Raw genomic sequence first — 20,744 nt, forward strand, 5'->3', positions numbered from 1 at the left:
CTCACGCCCCCTTGCCCGCGGCCATGTTCTCCGCGAACTGCTCGGGACCGATCGCGCCGAGGAAGAGCTGCTCGATGTTGACCAGCAGGGTCTCCGCCTCGGTGGGCTGGAGCGCCTGATCCCAGGACTGTGTGAAGGCCGGAGCGTCCTGCAGCGAGGTGTAGACCCACTGCAGGTAGTCGGCATCCTCGCTCGCCGCCAGCGCCTCCTCCTGGCCCACGATCACGGGCACCGATCCGGAGGCGATGAGATCCGTGGCCACCTGGTCGGACATCGCGCCGTCGCGCAGGAACGCCAGGGCGACCTCCTTCTCCTCGTCGCTCGCCGCGGAGGAGACCGAGAGGTAGTTGCAGGGGTTGCCCACGAGGTTCGCCAGCTCACCGGCGCCGCCGTCGATCGTGGGGAAGGGGCCGTAGCCGAGCCGGCCCGAGGAGACGAAGTCGCCGCCGCTGGCCTTCATGCTGCCGAAGGTCCAGCCGCCGTGGAGCATGAGCGCGGCCTGATCGGTCCACAGCAGCGCCTGGTCGGTGTTGGAGTCCGCGGCCATCGACTCGAAGCCGTCGGCGAAGGCGCTCGCGTCCAGCAGCTCCACCACTTTCTCGCCCATCGCGATGACGGAGTCGTCGAGCCAGGCCTCCGCGTCGCCCGCAGCGATGCGCGCGAAGACGTCGGGGCCGCCGATGCGGTCCAGCAGGTACTCGAGCCACATCATCGAGGTCCAGCGCGACTGGCCGGCCAGGGAGATCGGCGCGACCCCGGCGGAGTTCGCCTTCTCGACCACGTCGAGCAGCTGATCCCAGGTCTCGGGCGCCTCCGCCCCGATGTCCTCGAGCACGGCGGTGTTCTGGAACAGGATGATCGGCTGGGTCGCGCCCTGGGGGAGGGCGTAGACCTTCTCGTCCACCGAGGCGGCGGCCCAGACGGACTCCACGAAGCGGTCCCGGTACTCGGCGTTCTCGTCCAGCCACGAGGTGAGGTCGTCGACCTGGGACTCCTCCGCATAGGTGCGCAGGCCGCCGCCGCCCCAGCCGTAGATGATCGTGGGCGCCTCGCCGGCGCCGATCGCGGTGCGGATCTTCTGCTTGTAGGCGTCGTTCTGGAAGAACGTGAGATCGATGGTGCCCTGGTCGCCCTCGTTGAAGGCCTCCACGGAGTCTCCGTAGATGGTCTCGTTGGGCTCGCCCGAGAGGGCCCAGTACGAGGCCGAGGCGCCTCCGCCTCCGCCGCTGCTGGAACCGGGGCCCGCGGTGCCGCAGGCGCCGAGGGTCAGGGCGGAGAGTCCGGCGGTGGCGCCGAGCATGCTGCGGCGGGAGAGAGAAAAGTTTCGCATGGCGTGCTCCTGGTGTCGACGGTGACGGGGAGGTCCGAGGCGTCGGCCAGGTGGCCGTCGCCGGTAAGTAAGCGCAATTTACCAACGGCGTCACCAGGGGTCAACTGTGTTGCCGGATCGAGACATGGGGGACGGGATAGTGCGATGTGACCTGTGAGTATGCGGCGATGGCACGGAAGGCGGCGGTGGGATGCGCCGTGCCGCCGTTGCCCTCGCGGCTGCGTGGCGCCTCGTCGGGAGTTCGGGGTCCGCCCGAACCGCGCGGGCTCTCCGCGCAACGAAACTTTCGCTCGCCGGTATGCTCTGCTGCATGAGTGCGACACGGAGGTCCCGGGCGTCGGTCACGCTGGCGCAGGTGGCGGAGGCGGCCGAGGTCTCCCTGGCCACCGCGTCGAAGGCGATGAACGGCCGGGGAGCGGTCAGCGCGAGCACCCGGGAGAAGGTGGCCGAGGCCGCCCAGAGGCTCGGGTATGCGCAGCGTCCGCGCCGTGCCGTCGGTCGCCGCCGGATCGTCCTCCACCTCGAGGTGGCGGACAGTCCCTACGTGATGGGGGTCCTCGCCGGGGCGGAATCCGCCGCACGGCAGGCGGGCGCGGACCTCCTCGTGGTGAGCTCCGACGGGGCCGGCCTGTCGCGGACCTGGATGGCGGAGGCCGCCGGCTCCGGGGTGGACGGCGTGGTCGCGCTCACCGCCCCGATCGGCGCCCAGCACGTGCGCTGGAGCCGGAGCCTGCGCCTGCCCCTGATCGTGGTGGACCCGATCCTGCACGACCCCTCCGTGGAGGGCCTGCTCGCCGTCTCCGCGACGAACTGGGAGGGGGGGCGCAGCGCCGTGCGGCACCTGCTCGAGCTCGGACACCGCAGGATCGGGCTGCTCAACGGCCCCGAGGGCTCCGTGCCCGGCCAGCAGCGGGCCGAGGGGTATCGCAGCGCGCTCGCCGCGGCGGGCATCCCGTTCGACGAGGAGCTCGTCCACGGCGGTGACTTCAGCGCCGAGCTGGGGGAGGAGGGGGCTGCGCGGCTGCTCGCGCTCGCCGATCCGCCCACGGCGCTCTTCGCCGCCTCCGACAACCTCGCCCACGGGGCGATGCGCGCCGCCCGGGCGCGCGGCCTCGAGATCCCGGCGGATCTCTCGATCGTCGGCTTCGACGACACGATGATCACCCGCTGGACCCAGCCGCAGCTCACCGCCGTGCGGCAGCCGTTGTTCTCCCTCGGGCAGGTGGCGATCGAGCGGCTGCTCGCGCTGCTGGACGACCCCTCGCGCTTCGCCCACCCGTTCGAGCTGCGCACCCAGCTCATCGAGCGCGAATCCACGGGCCTCGCGCCGAGCCGGTGACGGCGCCCGCCCGCGCCTACGCCCGTCGCGCCTGCTCGATCCACGCCACCGGCTGATCGAACACGGGCTGCAGCGCGGCGCGCGCCGCGCCGTGCAGCGCCGGGTCCGCGAGGCCGTCGGCCCGCTCGATGGCGATCGGCCCGGCCTCCGCGGCGAGGGCGTGGCGGTCCACCGTCTCCTGCACCACCGGCGTGATCTCCTCCGCGATCGGGGCGAGGTAGCCCGAGAGCACCACGGTGGACAGGTCCAGCACGTTCAGGGCGTTGGCGATCGCCAGGCCCAGCGACCGGCCGATCACGCCGATCACCTCGGCGCGGCTCGAGCTGCGCGCCAGCTCGTCCACCAGGTCCTCGATCCGCACGTCGTCGGAGAGCCCCGCCTGGCGCACCAGCGAGAGGTAGGAGATGTAGGCCTCGAGGCAGCCCCGTCGGCCGCAGCGGCACCGCCGCCCGTCGGGCGCGACCACCGTGTGCCCCAGCTCGCCGGCCCAGCCGTGCGCGCCCTCGAGCACGCCGCCGTCGAGCACCACGGCGCCGCCTACGCCCGTCGAGCCGCGCAGGTAGAGGAACGACTCGCCGGGGCGGCGGTCGATCTCGGTGAGCACCGAGAGCCGGTTGTCGTTCTGGGCCGAGACGGGCCACTGCGCGGGCTCGAGCAGCTCCTGGAGCCGGGCGACGACCGGGACGTCCGCCCAGTCCAGGCCGGGGGCGGAGAGGGTGCGGCCGTCCTCGGGAGAGAGGCGGCCGGGGATCGCCGCGGTGACGCCCACGACGGGCAGATCCGGCAGCTCGGCGCGGACCTCGTGGACCAGCTGTGCGGCCAGCGCCAGGGCGTCCTCCGCGGTGCCCTCGGCCACCCGGTGATAGGTGGTGCGCCGGGCCAGCTCGGCGCCGGTGAGGTCGATGCCCAGGCAGGAGATGTGATCCGCGGCGATCTCGAGACCGATCGCGAGCAGGGTCCGCGCCGCGGGGCGCAGCGGCACCATCGGGCGGCCCGCCCCGGCGGAGACCGGCGCGCCCTCCTCCACCAGCCCGGCGCCCACGAGCTCCTCGACGAGCTTGGAGACGGTGGGCTTGGTGAGGGAGGTGAGGGTGGCGAGGCCCGCGCGCGAGGTGGGGGAGGGGGCCGCCTGCAGGGCGCGCAGCACCGCGGAGAGGTTGTGCTCGCGCAGGTGGGTGGACTGCATCGGGGGTGATCCTCTCCTCTGGTGCGGTGCGGTGCGGTGCGGTGCGGTGCGGTGCGGTGCGGTGCGGTGCGGTGCGGTGCGGTGCGGTGCGGGCACCGGGCGGATGGTGTCGGGTGGGGCGGTGTCGGGCGGTGTCGAGCGGGATGGTGCCGGGCAGGGCGGTGCCGAGGGCGACCGAGCGGGCGTTATGCGGGCCGTGCCCTCGGGCCGCGCCGCCCGGCTTGTGCGGATCAGCATCCCATGAGTAGATTAGTAACGGATACTTACTAAGAGCGCCACCGCGCTGCGCGAGTCCGTCCGCAGCGCCCGACGACGCCGTCGATCTCGACCGAGGAGCACCTCATGACCGCACCCACCCCCACCCGTGACGACAAGTTCTCCTTCGGCCTGTGGACCACCGGCTGGGAGGCCCGCGACCAGTTCGGCCTCGCCACCCGCCCGCCGCTGGAGCTCACCGCCCACATCCGCCGCCTCGCCGAGCTGGGCGCCTGGGGCTTCACCTTCCACGACAACGACGTGATCCCCTTCGACGCCACTCCCGAGGAGCGCCAGCGGATCATCGACCAGCTCAAGGCCGTCACCGAGGAGACCGGCCTGGTGATCGAGATGGTCACCACCGACACCTTCGCCCACCCCGTCTTCAAGGACGGCGCCTTCACCTCCAACGACCGCTCCGTGCGCCGCTTCGGCCTGCGCAAGGTGCTCGCGAACGTGGATCTCGCGGCCGAGCTGGGCGCCACCACGTTCGTGATGTGGGGCGGGCGCGAGGGCTCCGAGTACGACGGCTCCAAGGACCTCCACGCCGCCCTCGAGCGCTACCGCGAGGGCCTGGACACCGTGGCCGGCTACATCAAGGACAAGGGCTACGACCTGCGCATCGGCCTGGAGCCGAAGCCCAACGAGCCCCGCGGCAACATCTTCCTGCCCACCGTGGGCCATGCCCTCGCCTTCATCGAGCAGCTCGAGCACGGCGACATCGTGGGCATCAACCCCGAGACCGGCCACGAGCAGATGGCCACGCTGAACTACACCCACGGCCTCGCCCAGGCGCTGTGGAGCGACAAGCTCTTCCACATCGACCTCAACGGCCAGCACGGCCCGATGTACGACCAGGATCTGGTGTTCGGCCACGGCGACCTGATCAGCGCGTTCTTCACCGTGGACCTGCTCGAGAACGGTTTCCCCTCGAAGCCCGGCGCCTACGACGGCGCCCGCCACTTCGACTTCAAGCCCTCCCGCACCGAGCACGAGACCGGCCAGTACGACTCCGCCGCGGCGAACATGGAGATGTACCTGATGCTCAAGGAGCGCGCGCTCGCGTTCCGCGCCGACTCCGAGGTGCAGGAGGCGCTGAAGTACTCCGGCATCGACGAGCTCTCCCAGCCCACCCTCGGCGAGGGCGAGACCCTGGCGGACCTGCTCGCCGACCGCTCCACCTTCGAGGACTTCGACGCCGATAAGGCCGGAGAGCGCAACTACGGCTTCGTGCGCCTGCAGCAGCTGGCGATGCAGCACCTGCTCGGCTTCCGGGCCTGAGAGTCGGGGTCGGTCGGCCGATTCTGACGGGCCGGCCGTGGTCGGCCCGCTCGGGCGGCTGTCCACCGACGGGCACCCAGCGGCACCTGCCCTGCATAGAGCAGGGCAGGTGCCGCTGGCGTCCCTTTCGTGGCCACGGCTCCGTAGGCTGGCCCTGTCCGGCCTGTTCCCACAGCCCTCACCCGGCCCCACCGCCCACACCCACCGGCTTCAACCGTCCTCCCCCGTCCGCCCTGCCCGAAAGGAACCCTGCGATGGCGCTCGTCCTCGGCATCGACTCCTCCACCCAGTCCACCAAGGCGCTGCTCGTCGACGCCGAGACCGGTGAGGTGCGGCAGGAGCGCCGCGCCGCCCACCCGGACGGCACCGAGGTGGATCCCCGCGCCTGGCTCACCGCCGTCGACGAGGCGGCCGGCCCCCTGCTGGAGCAGGCCGAGGCCGTGGCGGTGGGCGGTCAGCAGCACGGCATGGTGCTGCTGGACGAGCGCGGCGAGGTGGTGCGGGACGCGCTGCTGTGGAACGACACCCGCTCCGCCCCGCAGGCCGAGGCCCTGATCGAGGAGATGGGCGGGCCGGAGGCGAGCGTCGCCGAGATAGGCAGCCTGATGGTCGCCTCCTTCACCGCCTCGAAGCTGCGCTGGGTGCGGGACGAGGAGCCGGAGGTCGCCGCCCGCGCCGCTCGCGTACTGCTGCCCCACGACTACGTCTCGCTGCACCTGGCGGAGCAGGGCACGGTGCCGTTCACCGATCGCGGCGACGCCTCGGGCACCGCCTACTACTCCACCGCCTCCGAGACGTGGAAGCCGGAGCTGGTGGAGCTGGCGCTGGGACGGAGCCTGGACCTGCCGCGCCTCCCGTCGGCCCCGCAGGAGGTCATGGCCCGCACCGCTGCGACCTCCACGAGCCGCGGTGGAGCCGCGATCGCGGCCGGCACCGGGGACAACATGGGCGCCGCGCTGGGCCTCTCCCAGGGCGAGGGGGACGTCTCCGTCTCCATCGGCACCTCCGGGGTGTGCGCGATGGTGAGCCCCACCCGGCCGAACGACGCCACCGGCACCGTCACCGGTTTCGCGGACGCCACCGGCCGCTTCCTGCCGATGGCCACCACCATGAACGCCGCCCGCATCCTCGAGGCCGGCCGCGCCCTGCTGGGCGTGAGCCACGAGGAGATGGCGCAGCTGGCGCTCGCCTCGGTGCCCGGCGCGCACGGCGTGACCCTGCTGCCCTACTTCGACGGGGAGCGCACCCCGAATCGGCCCGACGCCCGCGCCACCCTCACCGGCATGAGCACCTCCACCACCCGGGAGGACATCGCCCGCGCCTACGTGGAGGGACTGCTGTGCTCCCTGGCCGACGGCGTCACCGCGCTCGAGGAGCGCACCGGCACCACCGCCCGCCGCATCACCCTGATCGGCGGCGGGGCCCGCAGCGAGGCCGTGCAGCAGCTGGCCCCGGCGATCTTCGGCCGCGAGGTCACCCTCGCCCCGCCCGCGGAGTACGTGGCGCTCGGCGCCGCCCGCCAGGCCGCCTGGGCGCTCACGGGGGCCGACGAGCCGCCCGCCTGGGAGCTCAACGGCTCGCGCACCGTCACCGCGGAGCCCACCCCGGAGGTGCTCGAGGCGTACCGCGTGCTCAAGGCGCGCACGGGGGAGTGGGGCTGAGAGGACCGGGCGGCCGAATCGCGCCGACAGGGCAGGATCTCCCCATGCCTCCCGCGCTCCTCGATCCTGCCGCCCTGCACGAGATCGCCCTCGGCCGTGCGCTGGAGCTGCCGGCCGCTCGCCTCGAGCGGCCCTTCGGCCCGGACGCCGAGGTGGTCAAGGTGCTCGGGAAGATGTTCGTGCTGGCCACCGAGCTGCGCGGGGCGCCGATCGTGGTGCTCAAGGCGGATCCGCGGGACGCGGAGATGCTGTGCGAGCACGTGGCCGGGATCAGCCCCGGCTACCACATGAACAAGCGCCACTGGATCACCGTCGAGGCCGGCGCGGGCGTGGACGCCGCCCTGCTCGAGGAGCTGGTCACCGACGCCTACCGGCTCGTGGTCGCCACCCTGCCGCGCCGCCTGCGGCCCATCGACCCCGAGACGTTCGAGGCGCCCGGGACGGCCGGGACCGACGGGAGCTCCGCGGCGTCAGGCCTGCTCGAGACGTCGGAGCATCACGCACCGCCGCCGTCCGACGCTCCCTGAGGGCCGGCGGCGGCAGCCGCCGGCCTCACCGCGCGACCGGCATCCGCTCCGCCAGCCAGCCCAGCTGCAGCATGGTCTGCGCGGCGGCACCGCCCTCGTGCCCGTTGTACGGGTACACCTCGATGCGGGTCGAAGGAGCGGCGTCGGTGCGGTCGGCCCAGTGGTTGAACGCGGCGAACACGGTCGAGGGCGGGCAGATCATGTCCCGCAGCGCCACCGAGAACAGGGTATCGCCCCGAGCGCGACGGGCGTGGTGGATCGCGTCCACGTGCGCGAGGGTGTTCTCCACCGCTGCCTCGCGGTGGCGGTTCGCGGCCAGGTAGCGCACGATCTCCTGGTACGGATCGGCATCGGTGAGGTCGATCGCGCGCCGGATGTGGCACAGGAAGGGCACGTTCGCCATCACCGCGGCGACGTCCGGGACCAGGCCCCCGGCGGCGATCGCGAGACCGCCGCCCTGGCTGTTCCCGGTCACCGCGACCCGCCCGTCGGCCCCCGGGAGGGCGCGGGCGGCGTCCACGGCACGGGCCGCGTCCGTCATCAGACGGGTGAGGTACGAGGTCTGCGGCGACTCGATGCCGCGGGTCATGGAGCCCGGGGCGGCGGGCCCGGAGCCGGCCGGGTCCGGGGTGTCCCCGCCGGAGCCCCACGCCGAGCCCTGTCCGCGCGTGTCCATCACCAGGTGCCCGTAGCCGGCCGCGGGCCAGGCGAGGTGCTCGAGCGGCGTGGAGCGGCCTCCGCCGTAGCCGATGTACTCGACCACCACCGGCAGCTCGTCGTCGGCCCCCTCGGGCCGCAGGTACCAGGCACGGATCGGCGCGCCGTCATGGCCGGAGAAGGTGACGTCCCAGGTGTCCACGCGGGACATCCCCGTCTCCACCTCCGTCACCTCCTGGAGCACCTCCGTCGTCCGAGCGCGTCCGAGCACCTCGGCCCAGAAGGCGTCGTAGCCGTCGGGCTCGGGAAGGTCCGGGCGGTACTCGTGCAGCGCGGGCAGGGGCAGATCGAACAGGGCCATGGTCGGAGCCTTCCGGGGAGCAGCAGCAGGGGACGGTGTGGGAGGGCAGGAGGGGACCGGCCCGGCGGGAGGGACCCGGCCCGACGGGAGGGGACCGGCCCGGCGGGCGGGGACGGGTCCGGCGGGAGCGACCGGTCGCCTCAGGCGCCCACGAGCTCCACCGGCGCACCGGGCGGCACCGCCAGCACCGCCGCGTCGCCCGGAGCGATCCGCAGCCCGGCACGACCGTCCTGTCCGGAGAGCAGATCGGGCCCCTCCCCGCGCACGGTCACGGGCTGTGCCCCATGATGCAGCAGCACCACGTGGTCGGCCCCGTCGCCGCGGCGGCGCACCGCCTCCAGGCCGCGCTCGGCGGCACCCGGCACCGTGGCGGCGATGCCATGAGCGGCGGCGAGTCCCGCGAGGAACCGGTCCCGGGCGGCCTGCACCGGCCGTGCCGAGAGGTACACCGCATGGCCCTTTCCGCGGGCGGCCCGGGTGATCGCGGGCCGGCCGGCCAGGTCGTCGTGGGTGTAGGAGGCGAGCACCTCGGCGTCGACCGCCTCGAGCAGCTCGGTCCACTCCTCGACCTCCGTGCCGTCGTCGAGCACCACCTGCTCCCCGGCGGGCAGCGGGCGCATCTCCTGGCCGCGCACGCCGAGCAGGTCGCGCAGCCGGCCCGGATAGCCGCCCGGGACGATCCGCAGCGAGGGGTCGGCGATGCCGCTGAGGAAGGTCACCACCAGCTCGCCGCCGCTCTCGACGTACTCCTCGAGCCACGCCGCGTGCTCCTCCGAGAGGGGGTAGAGGCACGGCACCACCAGCAGTCGGTACTGCGATGCATCGGCGCCGGGGCGCACGACGTCCGTCGGGATCCCCGCCCGCCAGAACGACCGGTGGGTGGCGCGCACCTCGTCGGAGTAGCGGATCGCGTCGCTCGGGAGGTGCGGCGTCTCCAGCGCCCACCAGCCGTCCGCGTGCCAGAGGATCCCCACCTCCGCCTCGACCAGCGGCCCGTCGGCCGGCAGCGGGGCGAGCGGGGCGAGGGCCTCGAGGGTCTCGCCGAGCGCGCACACCTCGGTGAAGTGTTCCGAATCCGGCCCGGCGTGCGGCACCAGCCCGGCATGCCACTGCTCGGAGCCGCCCAGCGAGGCGCGCCACTGGAAGAACAGCGAGGACTGCGCGCCGCGGGCGATGTAGCCCAGCGAATGGCGGAGCATCCGGGAGGGGGACTTGACCACGGTGCGGTCGCCGAGGGAGATCCCGCGCGCGTTCTGCTCCATCAGCACCCAGGCGCCGCCGGACCAGGAGCGGGCCAGATCCGCGCCGTAGGCGACGTGCGCCTCGGCGTCCTCCCCGGTGGTGTCGAGGTAGTGGTCCAGGGAGACCACGTCGAGCTCGTCCGCCCAGCCCCACTGCTCGAGATGGTTCCAGGTGGGCAGCATGAAGTTCGTGGTCATCGGCGCGGTCGAACCGGCGGCCCGGATCGCGTCGCGCTGCTCGCACATCGCGGCCAGCATCTCGTCCGAGCTGAAGCGGCGGAAGTCGAGCGCGTGCGCAGGGTTGGCCAGGTACTGGGTGGCGCGCGGCGGGGTGACCTCCTCGAAGTCCCCGTACCGCTGCGACCAGAACGCCGTGGACCACGCCCGGTTCAGCGACTCGAGATCGCCGTACCGCTCCCGCAGCCAGCGATGGAACGCCCGGGCCGCGTGGGGGCCGTGATCGAGGGTGCCGTACTCGTTGTGCAGATGCCATCCGCGCAGTCCGGGATGGTCCCCGTAGCGTTCGGCGAGCGCGGTCGCGATGCGCCGCGAGGCGTCCCGGTACGCCGGGGCGGAGATCGCGTAGGTGTCCCGCGAGCCGTGGGTGAGTCGCACCCCGTCGGGTCGCACCGGCATCGCGTCCGGGTGGGAGAGCGTGAACCACGGCGGGGGCGAGGCGGTGGGCGTGGCCAGGAAGAAGCCGATCCCCGCCTCGGTGAGCAGCGCGATCACCTCGTCGAGCCAGTCGGTCTCGATCACGCCCTCGGACGGTTCGAGGCTCGCCCAGGAGAATACCCCCAGGGTCACCGTGTTCACGCGGGCGCGGCGCATCAGCGCCACGTCCTCGCGCCACGTCTCCCGATCCCACTGCTCGGGGCTCCAGTCGCCGCCGAACAGCAGGGCGGGCGGGGTGAAGCGGCCGTCGCTCATGCGCCCTCCTCGTCGCCGCGCACCAGCTGCAGCGCCCGGGAGCCCGCTCGGGCGAACACCCCCAGCGAGTGCACGTCGTAGGTGCGGGCCACGAAACGGCCGCCGCGCACCCGCTCGCCGTCGATCAGGTGCACCCACTCGCCCTCGGGAAGGTAGAACTCCACCGCGCCGGAGTCCTGGAACACCGGGGCGACCAGCACGTCCGGGCCGAGCATGTACTGGGTGTCCAGGCCGCGACAGGCAGGGTCGGCCGGGAACTGCAGCGCCATCGAGCGCATCAGGGGAGCGCCGCGGCGGGTGGTCTCCTCGGCGCCGTCGAGCAGGTAGGGCAGCAGGCGCTCCTTGAGCCGGGTGAACTCCCGCATCACCACCACCGACTCCTCGTCGAACAGCCACGGGACCCGGTAGGAGTGCGAGCCGTGCAGGCGCGAATGCGTGCTGAGCAGGCCGAAGGCGATCCAGCGCTTGAACACTGTCGGATCCGGGGTGCCCTCGAAGCCGCCGATGTCATGGCTCCAGTAGCCGAAGCCCGAGGAGGTCAGCGACAGCCCGCCGCGCAGCGACTGCGCCATCGCCACGTAGGTGGACTCGCAGTCCCCGCCCCAGTGGATCGGGAACCGCTGACCGCCTGCGGTGGCGGAGCGGGCGAACAGCACCGCCTCGCCCTCGCCGCGCCGCCGCTCCAGCAGCTCGAACACGGCCTGGTTGAAGCGGGAGGTGTAGTGGTTGTGCTCGCGCAGCGGGTCGGAGCCGTCGTGCCAGCGGATCCCCTCCACGGGGATCCGCTCGCCGAAGTCCGTCTTGAACGCGTCCACGCCGTCCTCCAGCAGCGCCTCGAGCTTGCCCGTGTACCACGCGGTGGCCTCCGGGTTCGTGAAGTCCACCAGCGCCATCCCGGCCTGCCAGAGGTCCGTCTGCCACACGGACCCGTCCTCGGTGCGCAGCAGGTACCCCTTCTGGGCTCCCTCCGCGAACAGGGCGGAGCGCTGGGCGATGTAGGGGTTGATCCACACGCACACCTTCAGCCCCCGCTCGTGGAGCTTGCGGAGCAGGCCGCGGGGATCCGGGAAGGTCGCCGGATCCCAGGTGAAGTCCGACCAGTGGAAGCCGCGCATCCAGAAGCAGTCGAAGTGGAACACCGACAGCGGGATGTCCCGCTCCGCCATTCCGTCCACGAAGGACAGTACGGTCTCCTCGTCGTAGTCCGTGGTGAACGACGTGGACAGCCACAGGCCGTAGGACCACTCCGGCAGCTGCGGCGGCCGGCCCGACCGGGCGGTGTAGCGGTCGAGCACCTCCAGCGGGGTGCCGCCGCCGTAGACCTCGTAGCGCAGCCGCTCACCGGGCACGGAGAACTGGGTGGCCGAGACGTTCTCGGAGCCCACCTCGAAGGAGACCGGTCCCGCATCGTCCACCAGCACGCCGTAGCCGCGGGAGGAGAGGTAGAAGGGGACGTTCTTGTAGGCCTGCTCGGAGCTGGTGCCGCCGTCGGCGTTCCAGATGTCCACGCTCTGGCCGTTCTTCACGAACGCGCCGAAGCGCTCGCCGAGGCCGTAGACGTGCTCGCCCACACTCAGGGAGAGCTGCTCGTGGACGTAGGGCCCCTCGCCCTCCACCTGGGCGTAGCCGATGGAGCGCGCGGTGGAGCTGGTGAGCACCTCGCCGTCCCACAGGTAGTCCACGTGCCAGGGCCCCCGCAGCGCGACCCGCGCGGTGAGGCGGCCGGAGGTGAACGCCGCCGTGGCGCCGTCCTCGCTGCGGGTGATCTCCGGGGTGACCGGTCCCGGCGTCAGCGCGAAGCGGGGGAGGGACTCGCGGTGCCCGGCGAAGTGCTCGATCCTCACCGCGATCACGTCCTCCCGCGGCGCGGTGAAGGACACGCTCAGCACCGGTTTGTTCAGGGTGTCGCCCCGGGTGAGGATCCGGGTGACGGGGGCGTGGACGACCAGCTCGTCCTCGCGGATCTCGAGATCGTGGACCTCGGCCGGGCGCTGCATCGTGACGCCGTCGCGGAGCAGCCAGTAGCCGTTGGTGAACTTCATGGAACCCTCCTGGGGCGGTTGGGGGAGATCAGGGGCGCGCCACGCGGAGGCCGCGGAGCGCGAGCGGGCCGCTCAGACGCACGCGCACCCGGCCGGTGGGGCGAGCGCCGTCGGCGGCGACCTGGTGCGGCAGGGGCAGCGCGGGAGCGGCCGACGGGTCGGCGGCCTCGGGGTCGATGAGCTCCGCGGTGCCGGCCCGGCTCGCGAGCGCACCGGTGGTCCGCGGGGCGGTGAGCAGCTCGACCACCTCGGTGCCCGCGGGGAGGACGAACTCCGCCGTCCCGGGCGCGGCGGACCGCGGCCGCAGCTCGGTGCCGGTCAGCAGCGTGGCCGGGCCGTAGGAGAGGCCGACGAGCCGCTCGGCGCGGTGCGCGGGGATCACCTCGCCCGCGGGCGGCTCCGGGCAGGGCGCTGCCGGGACCTGGACGTCGGCCCGGGCCTCGGTGCGGGTGCTCGACCGCGCCAGGCGCACGGTGACCGGCCCGTCGGGCAGCTCCCACGTCTCGAGGTCCGGGGCGTACAGGGCCAGTCGCCGCCATGGGATCCGCAGCTGCACCTCCCGTGCACCGGCCTCCGGGACCTCGACGGTCGCGAAGCCGAGGAGGCGGGTGGCCGGGGTCTGGACGCGGCGCCGCGAGAACGAGGAGGCGGGCACATCGGCGTAGACCTGCACCACGTCGTGGAGCGGGCCGGCGGTGCGTCGCTCCTCCGGGGCGCTGAGGGTCAGGGCGACGCTGAGATGCTCGCCGTCGGCCGCGATCTCCGGCGCCGACCAGTGCGGGGTGTCGAGCGCGAGCCCATGGCCGAAGGGGAAGCGGGCGCCCTGCCCGTACAGGTAGGTCGCGCCGGCGCCGATCACGTCGTAGTCGAGCACCGAGGGCAGGGGCGAGGAGTCCGGCCAGGTCTGCGCGAGACGCCCGGAGAAGCTCCGCGCCCCGGTGAGCAGGTCCGCGAGGGCCTCGCCCTCTGCCTCGCCGGCGTGGGAGGACCACACCACCGCGCCCACCCGCTCCTCGAGCCCCTCGAGGTCGTAGGGGTAGGAGGAGGTGATCACCAGGACCGTCGGGACGTCCTCGCCCAGGGCGGCGAGCCGCTCCGCGGCCGCGCGATCCGGCGCCATGAGGCGGGCGTGGGGTCGGTCCTCGGTCTCGCGGCCGTGCACGTGGGGGTCGTTGCCGAGCACCAGCACCACGGCCTCCGCCCCCTCGGTCGCGGCACGGAACTGCTCTTCGATGCCGGCGTGCACCGTGGGACGCAGCCGCGCCGCGGTGGAGGGCAGGGCGCTGCGCAGCACGAGCGCCCCCGTGTGGTGCTCGACCCCGACGAACCGGCCGCTGCCGGTGTGCTGGAGAGTCCAGGTGCCGTCGCCGTCGAGGGTCCTGCGGAAGGTCTCCTGCACCACCCAGCCGCCGATCCGCTCGGCGGCGGCGACCAGCTGGCCGCGGTCGTCGGCAGTGACCAGGAGTCCGGTGGAGGTCTCCCGCAGTGCGAGGACGTCCTCGCCGAGGTCGAGGACCTCGAACTCGGCGGGGCCCGGCAGCGCGGGGGCGGGCCCGTCGGCCGCCGGGCGGGAGCATCGCAGGGAGGAGTCGGTCCCCCGCAGCACGGGGTCGCCGGCGGCGGCGCCCGCGGGGAGCCCGGGCTGGCCGCCCGTGCTCACGACCTCCAGGCCGATCCGCTCGAGCAGACGGGAGGAACGCACCTCCTGCGGGTCATGGGCGCGATCGGCGAGCGCATGCGCCAGCGGCACCGGGTCGTGCAGATCGCCGCTGTACCAGTCGCGCAGCACGGTGTGCGCCTGCTCGCCCAGCACCGCGACCCGCCGGCCGGGCAGGGGGAGCGCCCGGGGGGCGCGCTGGGCGAGCAGCACCGCGCAGCGCGTCGCCACCTCGCGGGACAGGGCCCGACGCGCCGCGCGGGTGCTCGGGGCCGACGTCGCGTCCGCGGCGGTCGCCGTCCCGGCGCCCGCCGGCGCGGCGTGCGATTCCGCGGCGGGCGATCCCACGGCGTGGGATCCCACGGCGTGCGATCCCGCGGTGGGCGGGGTCCCGTCGTCGCGGACGTCGGGCCCGAAGCCCGGCAGGGAATCCAGCTCCCCGGTGCGCGCCCGCGCCACCAGCTGCCGCACCACGGCCCGGTCGACGTGCGCGGTCTCGATCAGCCCTCGCTCGAGCGCCTCGGTGAGCGCACGGATCGACTCGGTGGGATCGGCGTCGTGATCGGTGAAGGAGTCCGCGCCCGCGCGCAGCATCGCCGCGTACGCCTCCGCGGCGTCCGGCACCACCTTCTCGGCGCGGAAGAGGTTGGACGGCGCTCCGGCATCCGTCACCACGAACAGCAGATCAGGATCCGGCAGGAGCGCCCGCAGCTGGGTCTCGAGGAGATCCGTGATGTGGGCGGGACGGCCGTTGACCAGGTTGTACGAGAGCATCACCGAGCCCGCCACCCCTCGTGCGACGGGCTCGACGAACCCGGGCAGCTCGTACTCGTGCAGCACCCGGGGGGAGAGCTGCGAATCCGTCACGCAGCGATCCGTCTCGTTCGAGTAGGCGAGGAAGTGCTTCAGGGTGGGGACCGTCCGCCAGGTCTCGCCGGGTCCGCGCAGGCCGTGCGCGAAGCCCGTGGCGAGCTCGGCGTTCAGCAGCGGGTCCTCGGTGTAGGCCTCCTCGGTGCGGCCCCACAGCGGATGGCGCAGCGTGTTCACCACCGGCGCCCAGACGCTCAGGCTCACCCGCGGATCCGCCGCGTGGAGCTCGCGCACCTCGACGCTCGTGACCGCGGCCGCGGCGCTCATCAGGGCGGGGTCCCAGCTGGCGGCCATGCCCACCGGCTGCGGGAACTGGGTGGCGAGTCCCTTCCAGGCCACGCCGTGCACTCCCTCGGTGCCGGTGACGAACGGTGCCAGCCCCAGGCGCGGCACGCCGGGGGAGTGCTGGTGGAGCATCGCCGTCCGTTCGGCGAGGGTCATCTGCGCGACGAGCATGCGGGCCGCAGCGAGACGGCGGGCGTCGGCGGGCGAGGGCGCGGGCGCCGGGGCGGCGGGGCCGGGAGAGGAGCTCATGGGGTCCTTCGTCGCGGAGGGCGGGACGAGTGGCGGGGCGGTGCACTCGCCGATGGGTGGCCGGCCGCCCCTGCCTCCGTACCGAGGTTCGCCGGAACTATATCGAACCGGTTCGACGAAAGCCAGGATCGGCAAGCGTGTGCCAGACTTCGTCCATGAGCGGTGGTCGACGATGAGGATCGATCCGGAGATTCGTACCTTCCAGGGGGTGACGACCTTCGGCACCTTCGCGGTGCTCAACGTCCTCTACCTCCTGGCCTGCCTTCCGGTGCTCACTGCCGGAGCGGCCACCAGCGCGCTGCTCGAGGTGGCGATGCGGTACACGGACGGGGAGCGCGGCACGCCGCTGCGCGACTTCCTCGTGGCCCTGGTGCGCAACGCGCCTCGTGCCACCCTCGTGCTCCTCGTGCTCGGAGCGCCGATCCCGCTGCTCCTCTGGGTGGGGTGGTTCTGGTATCTCTCCGGATCGGCATTATCCCTGGTCGCAATGCTGATCGCGGGGCTCGCGGCGCTCTATCTGTGCGGCGCCCTGCTGCATGGTCTCGCACTGGTCGCGGCCTTCGAGGCGGGCCCTCTGCGCACGGTGCGCAACGCCCTCCTGCTGCCCGGCGCGGACCCTCTCCGCACCGCCGGGCTGGTGCTCCTGCCGGTCGGCTCGGTGCTCGTCGTGCTCGCCGTCCCGTCGACGCTCTTCCTGCTGCTGACCATCGGGTGCTCGGCCGGCGCCGTTCTCGCCGCCCTGCTGCTGCGGCCGATCTACCGCCGGCTCACGGGCGACGCCTGAGGGCGAGGGCGCGGCGTCGCGCCGCGTCGACCGGCTGGCCTGGCGATGCGCAGTGGAGACCAGTTCGTTATCGAAGCGCTTCCGCGAAAGTCTTGACGAGGCCTGTCGGCCGACTTAGTGTTCGACTCTGACAAAGGCGGTCCGGGCGTTGGTGTCCCCGCCGACAGCGAACCGGGGAGCACGGCTCCTCGACTCGGCGAGAGCCCTCGGGCCGCCGCACCAGGAGAGGAAGGGCATCGATGGCCGTCCCGGTGAATGTCAGCACCGTCGTCGCGACGGAGAGGGAGCAGGTGCGGTCGCGCCGTTCCCGCGGCGCGGGGCGAGGTGGTCGCGAGGCGCGCCCGCCCAGCCATCGGCGTCAGTCCTTCGGGCTGTTCCTCACGATCGTCCCCTTCCTCGTGCTGATCTTCGTGTTCAGCTACCTTCCGCTGTACGGCTGGATCTACTCGCTGTTCGACTACCGTCCGGCACGCGGTCTCTTCGGCAGCGAGTTCGTGGGGCTGCAGTGGTTCCGGATGCTCGTGGGGTCGCCCACCCAGGTGGAGCAGATCGTCCAGGTCATGCTGAACACGCTCGCGATGAGCTTCCTGGGCATCGCCGCCTCGGTGCTCCCGCTCGCCTTCGCGGTGTTCCTCAACGAGATCCGGGCGAAGTGGTTCAAGAACCTGGTGCAGACGATCACCACGCTGCCGAACTTCATCTCCTGGGTGCTCGTGTACATGATCGCGTTCTCGATGTTCTCCAGCACCGGCATGGTCAACGGCCTGCTGGAGAACTGGGGAGTGATCTCGGAGCCGCTGAAGTTCCTCGACAGCGACGAGCACGTGTGGCTGAAGATGACGCTGTGGGGCATCTGGAAGACGGTGGGCTGGGGCGCGATCCTCTATCTCGCGGCGATCGCCGGCATCGACCAGTCGCTGTACGAGTCCGCGAAGATGGACGGCGCCGGGCGCTTCCACACCATGTGGCACATCACCGTGCCGCAGCTGATGCCCACCTTCTTCGTGCTCCTCCTGCTGGCCATCGCCAACATCCTCAACAACGGGATGGAGCAGTACTACGTGTTCCAGAACGCGTTCAACCGGGAGACCATCGAGGTCCTCGACCTGTACGTCTACAACATCGGCATGACCGGCGGGAACCTCTCGCTGGCCACCGCGGTCAGCATGCTCAAGAGCGTCATCTCGGTGGCCCTGCTGCTGGCGGTCAACGCCCTGTCCAAGCGCGTTCGCGGCACGTCCCTGGTCTGAGGAGGCACGATGACTACGTCCACCCTGTCCCGCCCGAGGCCCGCGAAGATCCGCGACGAGAAGGGGACCGTTCCGTTCTCGATCGTCAACTACACGGTGTTCGCGCTGCTCGCCTTCGTGTGCGGTTACCCGTTCTACTACCTCATCGTGAACTCGATCAGCGCCAACGACCTCTCGGCGCTGGGGGAGATCAGGTTCCTGCCCCAGGGCATGCACCTGGACAACTACCGCCAGGTGTTCGACCTCGACGGTCTTCCCCGTGCGGCCGTGATCTCCGTGGCCCGCACGGTGATCGGCACGATCGCGACGGTGCTCGCCTCGGCCTATCTCGGCTTCATGTTCACCCAGCAGCGGCTGTGGAAGCGGCAGTTCTGGTACCGCGTCGTCATCATCACGATGTACTTCAACGCCGGGCTGATCCCGATCTTCATCATCGTGAAGTCCCTGGGCCTGACCAACTCGTTCTGGGTCTACATCCTCCCGATGGTGGTGCAGCCCTTCAACATCATCCTCGTGAAGACCTTCGTGGAGTCGATGCCGAGCGAGCTCCAGGAGGCCGCCGAGATGGACGGTGCGAGCATCCTGCAGATCTTCTTCCGCGTGTACCTGCCGAACATGACGCCGATCCTCGCGACCATCGCGATCTTCTCCGCGGTCGCCCAGTGGAACAGCTTCCAGGACACGCTCATCTACATCACGGACCAGAGCCTCTACACCCTGCAGTTCCTGCTCTACATGTACATCAACCAGGCCGACAGCCTCGCCCAGGCCGCCCAGCAGTCCGGCGGCGACCTCGGTGCCGTCGCGGGCGCCGCGACCTCGCAGACGGCCACGTCCATCCGCACCACCGTCGCCGTGGTGGTGGTGCTCCCGATCCTCTTCGTCTACCCGCTGTTCCAGCGCTACTTCGTCAAGGGGATCATGCTCGGCGCCGTCAAGGGCTGAGCATCACCGCAGATCCCGCACGATCCCCGTGCACTCTCAAGGAGGAGAAATGTCCCGTCCCGTCGCCCGCCGCTCCCTTCTCGCAGGGGGGCTCTCGCTCCCGCTGCTCGGCCTCGGCCTCAGCTCCTGCTCCTCAGGGCCGGGGGCCGAGGAGGGCCCCGCCACCCCGTTCCCCACCGCCTGGGACGACCAGGCCACCATCGACGTCTTCGACGGCCTGGCGAACCAGATGGGGGAGCAGCCCGGATGGTTCGGCCACCTCGTCGCCGACGAGTTCGCGCTCACCCTGAACGTGATCGCCCCGAACGTCGCCGGTGGCGGCGACACCCTCTACAACACGCGCGTCGCCGCCGGCGAGCTGGGCGACCTCGTGCTCACTGACGTCGGCCAGAAGCTCGATGAGCTCATCGAGGGAGGACTCCTGATGGACGTCTCCTCGCTCTACGCCAACATGGACAGCGCGAGCCGCTTCGACGACGCCGTGCAGAAGGTCAACGAGGGGAAGGACGGGATCTATGCGATCCCCACCCAGGTCTCCTCGCTGAAGCCCACCGAGCCGAGCGAGGGCATCGACCCCACCTTCGGGCCGTTCGTGCGCTGGGACCTGTACAAGGAGGTCGGCTACCCCGAGATCGGCACCCTCGAGGATCTGCTGCCCGTCCTGAAGGAGATGCAGGACGTCGCTCCCGAGGCGGACAACGGCGGCCGGGTCTATGCCCTCTCCCTGTTCAACGACTGGGACGGCAACTACATGAACAACGCCAAGCAGCCCTGCTGCTACTACGGCTACGACGAGGTCGGCTTCGTGCTGGCGAAGGCGGACGGCTCCGACTACCAGTCGATCCTCGACTCGGACAGCCTCTATGTGCGAGTGCTGCAGTGGTTCTTCGACGCGAATCAGATGGGGCTGGTCGATCCCGACTCGACCACACAGAACTACGATTCGCTGTTCTCCAAGATGCAGGGCGGCCAGGTGCTGTTCTCCTTCTGGCCCTGGCAGGGCCAGGCCGCGTACAACAGCGAGGCGAACATGGCGGAGGGCAAGGGGTTCATGATCGCCCCTCTCGCCGACCAGAAGATCTTCTCCTACGGTGCCCCTGCCTTCGGTGCCCGTCAGGTGTTCGGTGTCGGCTCGACGGCAGAGGACCCTGAGCGTGTCGCGGCGTTCCTGGACTGGCTGTACTCGCCGGCGGGCGTCTACTCGAACAGCAGCCAGACGATGGGCGCCGCGGGCCCGCAGGGCCTCACGTGGGAGCTGAACGACGACGGGAAGCCCGAGCTGACAGATTTCGGACGCGACGCGCTGCTGGGAGACGGGGCGACCGTTCCCGAGGAGTGGGGAGGCGGGTCCTACACGGACGGCGCGTCCTGGCTGAACGTCACCACGGTTCTCGGCAACGACGAGGATCCCGAGACCGGCCACCCCTTCAACTACAAGATGTGGGAGACCTACCAGCAGTCGGTGTCGAACCCGCTCACGGAGGACTGGGCGGGGGTCATGGGCGGCTACGCGACCACGATGGAGTACCTCAACGACAACGACATGGTCCTGGTCGCGCCCGGCGCGAGCTACGTCGCGCCGCAGGAGAGCTCCGAGGTCGAGACCATCCGCAACCAGGTCAAGGCGGTCATCGTCGAGAACTCCTGGAAGATGGCCTTCGCCTCCGATCAGGCGACCTTCGATGCGCTGCTGAAGGACATGCAGGAGACCGCCGAGGGGCTCGGATATCAGACGGTGCTCGACGTGGACATGGCCAATGCCGAGGAGCAGAACGCGCTGCGGGAGTCGGTCGCGGCGGAGTTCGGCTGATCCGGAGGCGGGGCGGTGCCGGTCCTCCGGCGCGACCCCGCCGGCCGGCGCGCACGCGGCGCCTCCGACGCTGGAGGCGCCGCG

14 protein-coding genes are annotated in these 20,744 nt (G+C 71.9%); 8 read left to right on the plus strand and 6 right to left on the minus strand.

Annotation, left to right across the window (positions count from 1 at the left end; translation table 11 throughout):
- Position 1 precedes the first annotated feature (1 nt).
- Positions 2 to 1,330, minus strand: coding sequence for an extracellular solute-binding protein (locus tag DWV08_RS14910; protein WP_115414518.1), 1,329 nt, complete (start codon positions 1,328 to 1,330; stop codon positions 2 to 4).
- Positions 1,331 to 1,640: 310 nt separating this feature from the next.
- Between DWV08_RS14910 and DWV08_RS14915 the strand changes: the two genes are divergently transcribed.
- A complete protein-coding gene (locus DWV08_RS14915; RefSeq protein ID WP_115414519.1) occupies positions 1,641 to 2,669 on the plus strand; it encodes a LacI family DNA-binding transcriptional regulator in 1,029 nt (342 codons plus the stop codon).
- A gap of 16 nt (positions 2,670 to 2,685) precedes the next feature.
- On the opposite strand, the gene DWV08_RS14920 is transcribed toward DWV08_RS14915, so the two are convergent.
- Complete coding sequence (locus DWV08_RS14920; RefSeq protein WP_115414520.1) at positions 2,686 to 3,855, minus strand: ROK family transcriptional regulator; 1,170 nt, start codon at positions 3,853 to 3,855, stop codon at positions 2,686 to 2,688.
- A 342-nt stretch (positions 3,856 to 4,197) separates the two neighbouring features.
- Between DWV08_RS14920 and xylA the strand changes: the two genes are divergently transcribed.
- The 3 genes from xylA to DWV08_RS14940 all read left to right on the plus strand — a co-directional run bounded on the left by xylA (position 4,198) and on the right by DWV08_RS14940 (position 7,579).
- On the plus strand, positions 4,198 to 5,391 hold the full coding sequence (gene xylA, locus DWV08_RS14930; RefSeq protein WP_115414521.1) for a xylose isomerase: 1,194 nt from the start codon (positions 4,198 to 4,200) through the stop codon (positions 5,389 to 5,391).
- 254 nt (positions 5,392 to 5,645) lie between these two features.
- Positions 5,646 to 7,052 carry a xylulokinase gene (gene xylB / locus DWV08_RS14935; protein ID WP_115414522.1) on the plus strand — a complete coding sequence of 469 codons (1,407 nt, stop codon included), beginning with the start codon at positions 5,646 to 5,648 and terminating at the stop codon, positions 7,050 to 7,052.
- A 44-nt stretch (positions 7,053 to 7,096) separates the two neighbouring features.
- Positions 7,097 to 7,579: an MmcQ/YjbR family DNA-binding protein gene (locus tag DWV08_RS14940; RefSeq protein WP_115414523.1), complete on the plus strand. Its 483-nt coding sequence runs from the start codon at positions 7,097 to 7,099 to the stop codon at positions 7,577 to 7,579.
- Positions 7,580 to 7,604: 25 nt separating this feature from the next.
- On the opposite strand, the gene DWV08_RS14945 is transcribed toward DWV08_RS14940, so the two are convergent.
- The 4 genes from DWV08_RS14945 to DWV08_RS14960 form a co-directional block, all read right to left on the minus strand.
- Positions 7,605 to 8,597 (minus strand): acetylxylan esterase, encoded by a 993-nt coding sequence (locus DWV08_RS14945; RefSeq protein ID WP_115414524.1) that lies wholly within the window; start codon positions 8,595 to 8,597, stop codon positions 7,605 to 7,607.
- Positions 8,598 to 8,737: 140 nt separating this feature from the next.
- Positions 8,738 to 10,768, minus strand: coding sequence for a beta-galactosidase (locus DWV08_RS14950; RefSeq protein ID WP_115414525.1), 2,031 nt, complete (start codon positions 10,766 to 10,768; stop codon positions 8,738 to 8,740).
- Positions 10,765 to 12,810: an alpha-xylosidase gene (gene yicI / locus DWV08_RS14955; protein WP_115414526.1), complete on the minus strand. Its 2,046-nt coding sequence runs from the start codon at positions 12,808 to 12,810 to the stop codon at positions 10,765 to 10,767. Before yicI ends, DWV08_RS14950 begins: the two co-directional genes overlap by 4 nt.
- A 28-nt stretch (positions 12,811 to 12,838) precedes the next feature.
- On the minus strand, positions 12,839 to 15,871 hold the full coding sequence (locus tag DWV08_RS14960) for a glycoside hydrolase family 3 protein (protein WP_115414527.1): 3,033 nt from the start codon (positions 15,869 to 15,871) through the stop codon (positions 12,839 to 12,841).
- 172 nt (positions 15,872 to 16,043) lie between these two features.
- Between DWV08_RS14960 and DWV08_RS14965 the strand changes: the two genes are divergently transcribed.
- From DWV08_RS14965 to DWV08_RS14980, 4 genes are all read left to right on the plus strand, one after another.
- Positions 16,044 to 16,655: a DUF624 domain-containing protein gene (locus tag DWV08_RS14965; RefSeq protein ID WP_115414528.1), complete on the plus strand. Its 612-nt coding sequence runs from the start codon at positions 16,044 to 16,046 to the stop codon at positions 16,653 to 16,655.
- A 239-nt stretch (positions 16,656 to 16,894) separates the two neighbouring features.
- On the plus strand, positions 16,895 to 17,905 hold the full coding sequence (locus DWV08_RS14970; RefSeq protein WP_115414529.1) for an ABC transporter permease: 1,011 nt from the start codon (positions 16,895 to 16,897) through the stop codon (positions 17,903 to 17,905).
- Positions 17,906 to 17,914: 9 nt separating this feature from the next.
- Complete coding sequence (locus DWV08_RS14975) at positions 17,915 to 18,850, plus strand: carbohydrate ABC transporter permease (protein ID WP_115414530.1); 936 nt, start codon at positions 17,915 to 17,917, stop codon at positions 18,848 to 18,850.
- 49 nt (positions 18,851 to 18,899) lie between these two features.
- Positions 18,900 to 20,660 carry a type 2 periplasmic-binding domain-containing protein gene (locus DWV08_RS14980; protein WP_115414531.1) on the plus strand — a complete coding sequence of 587 codons (1,761 nt, stop codon included), beginning with the start codon at positions 18,900 to 18,902 and terminating at the stop codon, positions 20,658 to 20,660.
- Positions 20,661 to 20,744: the final 84 nt, after the last annotated feature.

The sequence above is a fragment of the Brachybacterium saurashtrense genome, from assembly GCF_003355475.1.
Taxonomy (GTDB): Bacteria; Actinomycetota; Actinomycetes; order Actinomycetales; family Dermabacteraceae; genus Brachybacterium; species Brachybacterium saurashtrense.